Source organism: Sporosarcina sp. USHLN248, from assembly GCF_037144575.1.
Lineage (GTDB): Bacteria > Bacillota > Bacilli > Bacillales_A > Planococcaceae > Sporosarcina > Sporosarcina contaminans.
Genome location: NZ_JBBCZC010000023.1, coordinates 1 through 12,445, shown reverse-complemented (window position 1 = coordinate 12,445; position 12,445 = coordinate 1). Strand labels below are relative to the sequence as shown.

The window sequence follows — 12,445 nt, the reverse complement described above, 5'->3', positions numbered from 1 at the left end:
ACCAGCCATTCCTTCTGAATGAAGAATAGCCGATTCAAATGTAACAGAATGAAAGGAATCCGTCTTCTATTAACTATACGGGAGCAGGAATAATTCGTTTCAGTTTTTTTGTAGCGTAATAGACTGTTCTTGGCGGGACAGAAGGAGTTCTAAAGAATGTGGCGAATAGTAAGGGGAGTCATACGGTTACAAATACAATAAATAACGGGAGGCAATTATGACTACAAGGGATCTCATCTATTTCGTGCTATTCATTGTAAGTGCATGTTTCAGCGTTTTTATGTATTTTCTCACGCTAACAGAGCATGTTTTCATTACATCTGAAATACCTATTCACTATACACCGATTGAGGCGAAAGTGTACGTTGCACTAACAATTAGCACTACGTTCACATTTGTCATTACGATTTTATTTTCGAAGAAATCTATTATATATATAACAACTTCTATTTTCGGGATTGTCTCGATGCTTTACGCATTCGGAACGATCAGAACCTATTATCGATTTCCCGATAGCATTGATTTATTAACAACTTTGGCAATGCCAATGATGTTTATCATACCAACTTTTTTAGGTGTTGTGACCATAGTGAGAAGGAGGAAAAAGAAAATGAATTTGTCGATGTTCGTTCAGGCGGTTAAGTAATCTAGTAGAAAAAGCTACTTGTGGCTGTATCCACAAGTAGCACAGCTTGTTGACAAACGCTCGCATACTGCGTTGCTCGTCTCGCTCGTCCCCTCATGAACCTAAGTTCTATTCGGGTCTTCGCTCGACTTCGCGCCTTGTCTGACAAGCGTTTTCAAGCCAAGCTGGGCAAACACCTATCTCATTACTACAAACCTTAAAAGGACTGTAGACAAAGTAAAAAGATACTTTGTCTACAGTCTGAGCTACTTGTGGCTGTATCCACAAGTAGCATCTATGTTGATGAAACCGCGTTTTATAAAACTGATTGAACAATTTTTCGATAATACCTTACTGTCAACACTGCAAATAGTAAATAGATCAATGTGTAAATACCCATTGCAATGGAAGCGGGCACAGTAATATCCGACATGAATATGAAGGAAGCGGATTTGATCGCAAAGATGGAATGCAACAGTCCGATAAGTAGCGGCAAGCCGAAGACAAATATTTGTTTACGGACGATACCACGCATTACATCTTGGACAGTAAATCCTAATTGGCGCAATGTTATATAACTATTTCTCTCTTGTTCTGCTTCCGTCATTTGCTTGAAGTATAGAATGCTTCCTGTTGAAATGAGGAATACAAGACCAAGGAATCCCGAGATGAAGATGAGCAACCCATTGTTTTGCATATTTGATATATAGTTCGAAAAATAATCAAATTTTGCCTGATTAGGGTGTGTCATTTCTGAATAGATGTCCGATGCCTTGGCCAGGTTTTCTTTATCTATGATATGAACTGCAAAGTATGTTGTAACAGGTTTTTTTCCGTTTTTATTCGCAGAAAGCTGTTCTATTTCCCGATAAAAGTCTTCGCTTACTACAAAATGAGAACCAACTCGCGGTGGGTTTAATACATTTCCTTCCTCTATCTTTAAAACGGAGATGTCTACTTCTTGATGGGGGGTAAACAATTTGAAGTTTACCGGGACTTCAGTAGTCTGCATGATCCAATATAAAGATGCGTCGTAAAAAGAAGCTGTTCTGTTTTTAGGAAGATCGATATCCATGCCAACCTGCTGTAATTGCTTTTCATTTACAATATTCACCCCAAATGTTCCGTTTATCAATTTAGGGATGCTGTTTTCGTCAAATTCGCCCTCTAAGTTTAATACATCAATCGGAGAGTATTGATATGCGATTTTTTGTTGCTCAAGTTGTTCAATAAATTGTTTTGCTTTTGATTCACCCGTTCCTTCTGCATTCGGTGTAAACAAAAAATCGACGGGATAGATTAGGCGGGTTTCCTTTTCTGTCGAATAATAGAGGGAATATGCTCCGGCTAACATTGTTAACGTCATCGCGGACAATACTGTAATAATTGTCAATGAATTCGCATTGCCTTTCATCCGGTGCATGATTGGCGCTAACGATAAACTATTATACAGTCCAAGATGGCCTTGTTTCTGCTTTCTAATTTGATAAAACAACCAACTGATCGTCACTCGGAACAATAAATAAGTGCCGAGAATCGTCGAAGCCAAAACAGCTAGCATATTGAAGAAGAGCAGTGCATTGAGCATATTACCTGACAGCCAATAGCCGAAGACAATTAAGCCAATTCCCAATAGAGCTAAAAACGCAGAACGGAAGGCTTTTGGCTTTTTCGGATGCTCGCCGGTTTTATCCGCATTGAATAAGGACAACAATGTGTTGCGATAGACGGCAATGAGCATCTGAATTGAAGTTAGGACAATAATTGCCAAGAAGACAATGATTGTTTGAGTAACGGCAGCAGTCGAGAATGATAACTCGATAAACCCATCAAAGCCGATTAATTTCATGAGTAGCATTAAAAAGATCCGAGAAACTAATATGCCTGTGCCGATACCGAAAGCTAAAGCACCTGCGCTCAGTAATGTATTTTCAATAATTAACAACCGTGCGACGGCACCCTTCGTAAGTCCGATCAACTGATAGAGTCCGATTTCCCTGCTTCTTCTCTTTAAAAATATCGCATTCGCATAAATGACGAAGATGCCCGCAATGAATAACAGCAAAACACCTGCAGCTTTAAATGCTTTCCCCATATTTCCGCCAGATTGTGCCACGACCGATGGATCATGTTGCAGTGTTGCAAAGACAAAATATAAAACGACGCTGAAAATAAGCGCGAAAAAGTATAAATAATAATGTTTGATGTTTTTCCGCATGCTGCGGACAACAAGATCAAAGAGCGTCAACGCTGTCACCGCCTAAGATGCCTTGGACTTTCAGGATTTCCTGGAAGAAGGCTTGTCTCGATTGGTCGCCGCGATATAGCTCTGAGTAGATGTTGCCGTCTTTCAAAAAAACGACTCGGCTACAGTAGCTTGATGCGACAGGGTCATGTGTCACCATCATAATCGTGACGCCGCGCTGTTTATTGACGTCTTCCAAAGTCCCTAATAAGGAGGATGCTGATTTTGAGTCCAGTGCACCGGTCGGTTCATCCGCAAACACCATTGATGGTTTATTAATGAGAGCCCTTGCGGCGGATGTACGTTGTTTTTGCCCGCCAGAAATTTCATGTGGATATTTATCCGCCAAGTCCTTAATTCCTAAAATATCGACAATTGAATTGAATTGATCTTCCGCAACCCGCTTTTTCATTTTGCCAAGAGAAACTGGCAAGAGAATATTCTCTTTCACTGTTAACGTATCTAACAGATTGTAGTCTTGAAAGATGAAGCCCAATTGGTCGCGCCTAAATGCAGATAACTCACGGTCTTTCATCTTCGAAATATCCGTATCTCCAATAAGGATTGTGCCTTCTGTCGTACGGTCAATCGTTGCAAGGACGTTTAAAAGCGTCGTTTTGCCGGCACCCGATGCACCCATGATTCCGACAAACTCGCCTTCCATTACTCGCAGGTCAATGCCTTTCAATACTTGCTGAACATTGCCCCGGCTGCCATAGGATTTCCGGATGTTTTGTGCATGTAACACTGTTTTATATTGGTCCATCATTGTTCCCTCCCTGTTTGCTATATCCTTATAGTAGATGACGGCATGTATATAGTCGTACGATTTATGTGACAAACAGGTCGGTCAACATTACATTGTTGTCATGTTCGAGTTGCATCAAAGTCATTTTCAATAGAAAAGGTGATTGCCATCGTCGTTCCTTCATTTATTTTGGAATGCGCCGATAGGGAAACTCCAATTTTTGAGGCGACTTGGTGTGCTATATATAAACCTAAGCCTGTCGCCGCATTATGAAGCCTTCCCGTCTCTCCGGTAAAACCTTTGTCAAAAATGCGGGGGAGGTCATGGGCAGGAATTCCGGATCCTTCGTCTTTTATTAATAAAACGGCGTGCCCGCTCTGTGTACGATCCGTTCTAATGGAAATGATCCCTCCGTCGGGGCTATATTTCACGGCATTTGTCAACAATTGTCGGATGATGAATCGGCACCATTTACTGTCCGTAATAACTTCCATTTCTTCTCCTTCAATATCCACCCCAATATTTTTCTCAATGCACCATGATTGAAGTTCTCGTACTTCAGGGGTAATCAATTGTGCCACTTCGGTTTTATTTAATGAATAATCTGTTCCAAGTGACGGCAACCGTGAAATATAGAGCTGGCGATCAATGAGCAAATGGACGCGAAGCCAGTCCGATTCGATTTTTCGGATTATAGGATCTTGTCTGTTTGCATCGATTGTTAATTTCATGGAGGTAAGCGGGGCTTTCACTTCATGGACCCATGCTGCTGTATAATCACTTTCCATAAGATTTGCAGCTTTTATTTCCGATAGTTTCTCCAATTGATCATTCGCTACTTGCCGCAGCAATTCATTGATCGTATAGTCGCGGGAGAAAAATGGTTCAGGAAGTCCTTCGTGCCAATCTTGTGAATGAATTTCTGCTGCATGCAACAGTTCCTTTACATATTGTGTCTCTTTTTTAAAACGCCACATGAAGAATGTAATGAAGAGGGCAATCAGTAGCATATCCAAGTAGATGAGAGAGCTTATTTTTATAGAAAGCCCTTTATCGATCCAAATAAGGACATTCGTAAATGAAAGTGATAATACAAATAGAAGTATCCAGCTTTTCATATCTTTTATGTACGCAATGAACATCGTCTCCACCTCATAAGCTGACTGCCATATAGCCCATCCCTTTTTTTGTAATAATCGCATCACCAAGACCGATATCCGATAGCTTTTGGCGAAGCCTTGTCACATTTACCGTAAGTGTATTGTCGTTGACAAATCGTTCATCGTCCCAAAGCTTGCGGATTAATTCATCCCGAGAGACGATCTCATCCTTCGCTTGGACGAGTACAGCCAATATGAAAAATTCATTTTTCGTCAATTCTACTTCATTGCCATTAAGCCGAATTATGCCGCGCTTCATATCAATCATCGCGCCATTCCATTCTAATACATCTGCTGTTTCATCCGTATACGCATAAGTTCTCCGAAGTATTGCTTGTATTTTTGCAAGTAAAACATCTGTGTGGAACGGTTTCTGGATATAATCATCTGCTCCCATATTCATGGCCATCACCATATCCATTGGATGATCCCGCGACGACAGAAAGATAATCGGAACTTTTGAAATAGCCCTAATCTCACGGCACCAATGGAATCCGTCATATGCAGGCAACTGAATGTCCAAAATGATGAGATGGGGCCTCTCTTCAATGAAAGCCCCCATTACGTCATGGAAATTCGTTGGTCCCGACACATGAAGCGACCATTGTCCGAGGCGTTCTTTAAGTGAATTAAAAATCGCCCGATCATCTTCTACAATAAAAATTTTCATATCCATCTCATACACGCCCTTCCTTATGTTTATTATAGACGCGCGCGTCAAACTTGGGAAAGATTATTATGGGCAGCGTGAGCAGCTATGGGAAAACATTGTTTTGCGGAAAAGGGAAGAAGGTAAATGTGTCCCCATAAAAGCTTTATAGTCAATTTAATCCATTATTGAGTTAACACATAGTTAATGCGTGCAAATAAATTGTTCGTCTCACTACGTAGCTTTTGATACACTTCAATGAATTCTTCTTTGTTTTCTTCTATATTTTCAAACCTCCCAATCCGTTCCCAAAGCGAACTGATCATCATCATATTGTCGTACATCACCATATCCGTTACTGATTGGGGTGCTGGCAATAGAACAGTCGGAGATCCAAGAGTAAAGAAATCATTTTGGACGTTGTTTAGGACAGGATGATCCCATTCCTCATTTTCTATAATATAGCCAATATCGTTTAATAGCGGCGCTGTAAGAATGACGATTTGCATTATGCCTCTCTCCAAATTTGTTGCCTCTTCCCAAGTTCGATAGTCTGATGCAGGCGTTCCTATCAAATCTTCTGGCTGGGCGGACAGAAACAGCTTATAGACCGACGGAATTTCTGATTTATCGATTTGGTAAGCAACATTATTTGTAATGTCGATATAGGCATCTGCAAAGTTTGTTATATTCGTGACCTTCTGATCATCGCTTACAATGGCCCGCACCGGAAAGTCATCCATTGCGAAGCGAACAATCCCCTGTTCCTCAGCCATTTTCATATATTCAGTCATCGTATGTTTTTTGGCAAAATTGCCTTCATCATTATAGACCGACGGAATGCCAACTGTTAAAATCCCTGCTTTTATATACATGTCTCCATCATTCGCGTCATCTTCTCCAATTGTCTCTACCTGTTTTTCGTCTACTTCCTTCTTTTCAACGTTATTTTTTTCTATATCCGTTTCGGTCTCCATTTGCGACTGTTCCTCTATGTCAGCGGACTTTTCCGGTATTGAACACGCTGTCAATAGAATGGTCGTCGCTAAAAGAACCAATATTTTATTCAAACAAATCCCTCCCATATGTTTGTAATATATACAAAGAGAAGTGGAAAAGGTTTCAATGAGGATTGAAAAGGTTGGAAATGATTCTTTTGGTACTGCAAGTTAAACGCCGAAATCGGCACTTACGTAATTATAAAATAGATCCGTAGTGTGAGAATTATAAGATTGAATATTCCGCAAAAGTATTTATTGATGCAAAAAATAGGATAAAGGTCGATATTCGTGAGAGGATATGAAGAGGAAAGATAGAGGCAGCGTTTTCGCTTGCCCGTTGTGGAGGAGCCAGAAAGCTTGAGCTGCTCGCTCTTAACCGACCGAGAGTAGAAGCTATCGACCCGAAATGTGTGTAGACGCTGTTACAACTGCTCGAAAATACCAAGAAGGATGTGATCATGATGACGAAAAATAATGATGGATGGCATTTGGAGAATAGTTATGCACAACTCCCGGAAGCTTTTTTCACTGAAACATCACCGGAGCATTCTCCATCACCTCAAATTGTGATGTTGAACGAATCATTATGTGGGGATTTAGGGTTGGACCCGCAAATGTTAAACAGCGAAGAAGGCATTGCAATATTGGCAGGCAATCGGATCCCTGATGGAGGCAAATCGATTGCGCAGGCGTATGCGGGCCACCAGTTCGGACATTTTACGATGTTAGGCGATGGACGCGCGGTTTTATTAGGAGAACAAATAATGCCTAACGGCAAGCGTGTTGATATTCAATTAAAAGGATCGGGGCGTACACCTTTTTCACGAGGAGGGGATGGGCGTGCGGCACTTGGTCCAATGCTGAGGGAATATTTGATTAGCGAAGCGATGCATGCGCTCAAAATTCCAACGACTCGAAGCCTTGCAGTTACAGTTACAGGAGCCCCGGTCTATAGAGAGGAAGTGTTGCCAGGTGCAATATTGACTCGAGTGGCGCTAAGCCATTTGCGGGTTGGAACGTTTCAGTATGCTGCAGCACGTCAGGAGACTGATGATTTGCGGACATTGGCCGATTACGCGATTCACCGACATTATCCGCATATCGAAAATGACAAGAACCCATACCATACATTTTTAAAAAGTGTCATTGAGCGACAGGCGGAGCTTGTTGCAAAATGGCAGCTTGTCGGTTTCATCCACGGCGTTATGAATACGGACAATGTTTCGATTAGTGGAGAGACGATTGACTACGGGCCTTGCGCATTTATGGATACGTATGATCCCTCTACAGTATTCAGTTCAATTGACAGGGAAGGACGGTATGCTTACGGCAATCAGCCGGGCATTACGGAATGGAATTTGTCTCGTTTTGCTGAAACGCTGCTACCATTATTGCATGAGGATACAGACGAGGCGGTCAATATTGCACAGGAAGCAATTTCCGGGTTTGCTGAACGTTTTCATAGGTATTGGATGGCCGGAATGCGAAGCAAGATAGGCATTTTCAATGAAGAGAAAGAGGATATGCTCCTTGTGAAAAAACTACTGCGCATTATGCAAGACCAGAAAGCGGATTATACGAATACGTTTAGAGCGTTCACTTTAAATAAAGCCGAGAATCTTCCTTTCTTTGATCACCCTGAATTTCAGCAATGGCTTAAGGAATGGAAAGACAGGCTTTCTCGACAAACCGAAACAGAAGAGGAAGCCTATCAATTAATGAAAGAAAGCAACCCTGCAATCATTCCACGCAACCATCGTGTTGAAGAAGCACTTGAATCTGCGGTTGAAAACGGTGACCTTCGTGCGATGGAGAGACTGTTGGCAGCATTATCGGACCCTTATTCGTATTCGGAGAAGCAGGAAGTATATATTGCGCCGTCTAATTCAACTGATCCCTACCAAACGTATTGTGGAACATAAGTGCTCGCGTGAGACACGATACCGTATAAAAAAGAAGCAGGCAGCCAATCATTCTTCGTTTAATTGGCTACCTGCTGTATTTTACCAAGAAACATATGCTTCATACAGGCAACTAGGCAAAAACTTAGTAACTTTGTATTCTTTTCACTGCAGGCATACGTTGGAGCCGTAATGCAACGACGACGCCGATTGCCGCTCCGCTGATGCTTGAAACGAGGAAAGGCGGCATGAAGAAAAATGCAGTGACGGTCGTTCCCATTAAAATAGCAGCGTAAGGAACTGCGAAAAGGGATGCAATAATTCCTGTTCCGATAATTTCTCCTAATGCTGCAAGCAATGCCTTGCCCGATTGTTTATAGAGCAAACCTGCAAGCGCTGCTCCGATCATGCCTCCCGGGAAAGCGAGCAAGGAGCCAGTGCCTGTTAAAACGCGCACAAGTCCAGTCATAAAAGCGATAATGACGGCAGGCAAGGGTCCTAACAGTATGGCGGCGATCACATTGACAGCATGCTGAATCGGATAGGCGCGTGCGATGCCTGCCGGAAAGGAGACGAAAATGGAACCTGCAATAGCAATTGCCGTAAAGGCGGTCATAAGAACAAGCTTCCGTGTTGTCATTGCAAAGCACTTCTCTTAACTGCCCATTGGTTTGCCGTATGTTTTAGCTGTTTTGCTGCTATTTCGGGGTTCTCCGCGGAAGCAATCGAAGAAATGATGGAAATCCCGTGAGCTCCAGCTTTAAAAACCGGTTCGGCATTAGTTGCCGTAATGCCGCCGATTCCTACGATTGGCAACTCAGGAAAAAGAGTACTGACTTTTTCAATTAAAACAGTTCCAGCAACAGGCTTTGCATCGTCTTTCGATACTGTTTCGTAGACTGGTCCGATACCTACATAATTTGCCCCGGCCGCAATAGCCGCTTTTGCCTCATCCACTGAATGGACGGAAACTCCTACTATTTTATCTGCCCCAATCTTTTCTCGAACGAATGCCGCATCTGTGTCATCTTGTCCGACATGAACCCCATCAGCACCGATTTCAATCGATAGGTCAACGTCATCGTTGACAATGAACGGAACACCGTATTGCTTACATAGTCTTTGGCAGCTTTGGGCAAATGCTTTCTTTTCCGTTCCAGCAAGTGCATTCGGTCCTTTTTCACGAAACTGAAAACAAGTGATGCCGCCTTTCAAAGCGTCCTCCAAAACGGATAACGGGTCTGTAGCATTTATAGAACCCATAATGAAATAAAGCTTGTAGTCAACGTTTTTCAATCAACTCCACATCCTTCCGTGCCCTATTGCCTCGTAATCTGTAGGCAGCATGGTTTGTAGGTCCATGCCCGTTGCCAATGGACAAACCATCTTCAATTGCAGCATGGATAAAATGTTTGGCTGTTATGACTGCTTCCGTCATTGGTGCTCCTTTCGCAAGCTCCGCTGTAATGGCAGCGGCGAATGTGCATCCCGTTCCATGAGTGTCTTTCGTTTGGATCCGTTTGCTTTTCATAATAAAGCGCTCGCCGTCCGCTGATACGAATAAATCCTCTGCGAAAGGTGTATCTTCCCGATGGCCTCCTTTTAGCAGGACAGCTCCTGCACCCATTTCCAATAATCGCTTCGCAGCTATCTCCATATGTGATAATGAAGTGATCGGCATTTCTGCTAACACTTCTGCTTCGGGAATATTTGGCGTAAGAAGAGCGGCCATTGGAATTAACCGTTCCTTTAAAGCGACAATTGCGGCTTGCTGGAGAAGAGAGGCACCTCCTTTTGCAATCATGACTGGATCAATGACGAAAGGAAATGTAGGATATCGACTTAACGTATCGCTGATCGCTTCGATAATTTCAGCGGAAAACAGCATGCCTGTTTTTGCTGCTCCGATCGTAAAGTCATCCAATATTGCTTCAAGCTGAGCAATGACAATACTTGTGTCAATGGGCTGTACCGCATGTACCCCTAATGTATTTTGAGCTGTGACAGCAGTCAATGCTGAAGTTCCAAACGTTCCAAGTTCTTGGAACGTTTTCAAGTCGGCTTGAATGCCTGCACCGCCGCCACTATCTGAACCTGCAATTGTTAGAGCGATGGAAGTCATTCCTTAACCCCCTCTTCGATAAAAAATTGTCCACCATCGATTGCTTCATCATCTATGCCGCCTAAAGCGTTTAAGAAATGAACAGCGAAATCTCCAGGCCCGGCTGCATGTTCTGCCGCAACTTCGCCAGCTTTTTTGTAAAAGGCGAGACTATATGCTACAGCATCGATAGGAGTGTGTACATTAACCGCAAGGAAGGCGGCTGTAACAGCGCTCAACAGACAACCCATTCCTGTAATGCGGGTCATTATAGGGTGCCCTCCAGAAACTCGTATGAGTTTGTCACCATCTGTTACAATGTCAGTTTCTCCAGTAATGGCAACGAGGCAGCGATGACGATTGGCAACGTCCATTGCAGCAGCGGCAATATTGGCAGATCCGTTTCCGGCATCGACCCCCTTCGCTGTCCATTCCACTCCCGCGATGGCGGCAATTTCTCCCGCATTCCCTCGAATGAGCGCAATATCTAATTCGTCTAATAGACGTGTCACCGTTCTTTTGCGAAAAGCAGTTGCCCCTGCCCCGACAGGATCTAATACGACAGGGCGACCATACGTATTCGCACTTCCGCCAGCGGCAATCATCGACTCGACCGTGTTGGCATTCAACGTTCCGATATTAAGTAATGTGCTTGAAGATAGGGCAGAAACCTCTGCTGCCTCTTCTATCGAATCGGCCATTATTGGGGAAGCACCCAATGCCAGCAGTCCGTTTGCTTGGAAATTTGCTACGACAATATTTGTAATGCAATGGATCAGCGGACTTTGGTTGCGCAATTCATGCAGCAAAGAAGATGGAGCCATTATGCATGCGCCTCCATTCCTTCAATCTCCCACTGTTGCTTCGTCCATGCCATTTCCCAAAACTGCAATTCGTAGTGAGTGCTTTTCATAAAATGTGCTTTCAATTGTTCACGTTTTTGATCTGATAGATGTTCCGTCAAGTTGTTCAAACGATCGATCTGTTCAAGGGTTGCTTTTTCGAACCATTCAGAGCCGTATGTGGCAATCCATTTGTCATAGATCGGATGATTTGGTTTAGCATTTTTCAGCCGTTCTCCAATTTCATAATAAAGCCAATAGCAAGGTAACAATGCGGATAAAGTCGCTGCCAAGTCGCCTTCCATTGCAGCTCGATATAAATGTGATGTATAGGCATATGCGGTCGGCGCAGGTTTAAAGTTTTCGAGATCTTTATTTGTAATGTCCAATAGTTCGAAGAAACCTTCATGCAATGAAATTTCTGAACCGCAAGTACGATCAGCATGTTGTGCAAACCTTTGTACAGTCAACATATCTGTCGCTTGCACTGCAGCCATGGCATGCACTTTTGCAAAGTGCTTTAAGTAATACGAGTCTTGCAGTACATAGTATTTGAATACATCCTCAGGCAATGTACCGTTAGCAAGCGCGGTAATAAATGGATGATGAAAACTAGCCTCCCAAACGTTGTTGCATTCTTTCCGTACCTCTTCACAAAATGTCATCCCAACCACTCCTTATCCGTTTTAGAAAACCAAAAAAGCCGCTTCACTCAACGTATTGTTGAAGAAGCGGCTCGCATATCGGCGTAAGATAACCTTTAGAAGACGTGCGATCCACTTCCCTACGCTGGTATGAGCCAGATCAGGTTCTAAGGGTCCGCATATCGATACACGTCTCAGTCTTTCACAAAGACTCCCCCAGTGGTTAACTTTTTTCAGTTTTCAACTACACTATAGCACAGAATAATAGATTGGCAAGTCACATACAGTCTTGGCTGAATAAATTATGGATTGCCTCATAACTAAGTCGAATAATTCACAATTAAAAAGCTAAGAAAAGTTTTCTTCATCTTTCCGAAGACAGTTGAAAAAGCAAATGAGAACCAAAAAGTTCTCATTCCAGACTGTAGACAAAAGGGTTGGAAATCGAATTGATTTCCAACCCTTTTGTCAATTATGAAGTTATTTTAACGGAAAAAGGCCTTTTTATCTCGTAATATTAGCTTCTATT

General features: G+C 42.7%; 12 protein-coding genes and 1 riboswitch. Of the genes, 2 read left to right on the top strand and 10 right to left on the bottom strand.

What is annotated here, in order from left to right; genetic code table 11:
* Positions 1–217: 217 nt before the first annotated feature.
* Complete coding sequence (locus WFH04_RS10745) at positions 218–646, top strand: hypothetical protein (RefSeq protein ID WP_336824049.1); 429 nt, start codon at positions 218–220, stop codon at positions 644–646.
* Between the two features lie 295 nt (positions 647–941).
* Here the strand turns inward: WFH04_RS10745 and WFH04_RS10740 are convergent, their stop codons facing one another.
* The 5 genes from WFH04_RS10740 to WFH04_RS10720 form a co-directional block, all read right to left on the bottom strand.
* On the bottom strand, positions 942–2,873 hold the full coding sequence (locus WFH04_RS10740; protein ID WP_336824048.1) for an FtsX-like permease family protein: 1,932 nt from the start codon (positions 2,871–2,873) through the stop codon (positions 942–944).
* Complete coding sequence (locus WFH04_RS10735; protein ID WP_336824047.1) at positions 2,860–3,636, bottom strand: ABC transporter ATP-binding protein; 777 nt, start codon at positions 3,634–3,636, stop codon at positions 2,860–2,862. Before WFH04_RS10735 ends, WFH04_RS10740 begins: the two co-directional genes overlap by 14 nt.
* Before the next feature lie 101 nt (positions 3,637–3,737).
* Positions 3,738–4,760: a sensor histidine kinase gene (locus WFH04_RS10730; RefSeq protein WP_336824046.1), complete on the bottom strand. Its 1,023-nt coding sequence runs from the start codon at positions 4,758–4,760 to the stop codon at positions 3,738–3,740.
* 10 nt (positions 4,761–4,770) lie between these two features.
* A complete protein-coding gene (locus WFH04_RS10725; protein WP_336824045.1) occupies positions 4,771–5,454 on the bottom strand; it encodes a response regulator transcription factor in 684 nt (227 codons plus the stop codon).
* 158 nt (positions 5,455–5,612) lie between these two features.
* Positions 5,613–6,497 carry a hypothetical protein gene (locus WFH04_RS10720; RefSeq protein WP_336824044.1) on the bottom strand — a complete coding sequence of 295 codons (885 nt, stop codon included), beginning with the start codon at positions 6,495–6,497 and terminating at the stop codon, positions 5,613–5,615.
* Positions 6,498–6,889: 392 nt separating this feature from the next.
* On the opposite strand from WFH04_RS10720, the gene WFH04_RS10715 reads away from it, so the two are divergent.
* Positions 6,890–8,350, top strand: coding sequence for a protein adenylyltransferase SelO (locus tag WFH04_RS10715; protein ID WP_336824043.1), 1,461 nt, complete (start codon positions 6,890–6,892; stop codon positions 8,348–8,350).
* A gap of 124 nt (positions 8,351–8,474) precedes the next feature.
* On the opposite strand, the gene thiW is transcribed toward WFH04_RS10715, so the two are convergent.
* The 5 genes from thiW to tenA are packed head-to-tail and all read right to left on the bottom strand — an operon-like array spanning position 8,475 to position 11,937.
* Positions 8,475–8,969 (bottom strand): energy coupling factor transporter S component ThiW, encoded by a 495-nt coding sequence (gene thiW, locus WFH04_RS10710; protein WP_336824042.1) that lies wholly within the window; start codon positions 8,967–8,969, stop codon positions 8,475–8,477.
* A complete protein-coding gene (gene thiE, locus WFH04_RS10705) occupies positions 8,966–9,625 on the bottom strand; it encodes a thiamine phosphate synthase (protein WP_336824041.1) in 660 nt (219 codons plus the stop codon). Before thiE ends, thiW begins: the two co-directional genes overlap by 4 nt.
* Complete coding sequence (gene thiD / locus WFH04_RS10700) at positions 9,612–10,451, bottom strand: bifunctional hydroxymethylpyrimidine kinase/phosphomethylpyrimidine kinase (protein ID WP_336824040.1); 840 nt, start codon at positions 10,449–10,451, stop codon at positions 9,612–9,614. Before thiD ends, thiE begins: the two co-directional genes overlap by 14 nt.
* Positions 10,448–11,254 carry a hydroxyethylthiazole kinase gene (thiM, locus tag WFH04_RS10695; protein ID WP_336824039.1) on the bottom strand — a complete coding sequence of 269 codons (807 nt, stop codon included), beginning with the start codon at positions 11,252–11,254 and terminating at the stop codon, positions 10,448–10,450. Before thiM ends, thiD begins: the two co-directional genes overlap by 4 nt.
* Complete coding sequence (gene tenA / locus WFH04_RS10690) at positions 11,254–11,937, bottom strand: thiaminase II (RefSeq protein WP_336824038.1); 684 nt, start codon at positions 11,935–11,937, stop codon at positions 11,254–11,256. Before tenA ends, thiM begins: the two co-directional genes overlap by 1 nt.
* 99 nt (positions 11,938–12,036) lie before the next feature.
* Positions 12,037–12,144, bottom strand: a riboswitch (TPP riboswitch).
* Positions 12,145–12,445 lie beyond the last annotated feature (301 nt).

Excerpts from the sequence above, each read along its gene's own strand:
- WFH04_RS10745 (WP_336824049.1), top strand. The coding sequence starts at position 218 with ATGACTACAAGGGATCTCATCTATTTCGTGCTATTCATTGTAAGTGCA.
- WFH04_RS10735 (WP_336824047.1), bottom strand. The coding sequence starts at position 3,636 with ATGGACCAATATAAAACAGTGTTACATGCACAAAACATCCGGAAATCC.
- WFH04_RS10730 (WP_336824046.1), bottom strand. The coding sequence starts at position 4,760 with ATGTTCATTGCGTACATAAAAGATATGAAAAGCTGGATACTTCTATTT.
- WFH04_RS10725 (WP_336824045.1), bottom strand. The coding sequence starts at position 5,454 with ATGGATATGAAAATTTTTATTGTAGAAGATGATCGGGCGATTTTTAAT.
- WFH04_RS10715 (WP_336824043.1), top strand. The coding sequence starts at position 6,890 with ATGACGAAAAATAATGATGGATGGCATTTGGAGAATAGTTATGCACAA.
- thiW (WP_336824042.1), bottom strand. The coding sequence starts at position 8,969 with ATGACAACACGGAAGCTTGTTCTTATGACCGCCTTTACGGCAATTGCT.
- thiD (WP_336824040.1), bottom strand. The coding sequence starts at position 10,451 with ATGACTTCCATCGCTCTAACAATTGCAGGTTCAGATAGTGGCGGCGGT.
- thiM (WP_336824039.1), bottom strand. The coding sequence starts at position 11,254 with ATGGCTCCATCTTCTTTGCTGCATGAATTGCGCAACCAAAGTCCGCTG.
- tenA (WP_336824038.1), bottom strand. The coding sequence starts at position 11,937 with ATGACATTTTGTGAAGAGGTACGGAAAGAATGCAACAACGTTTGGGAG.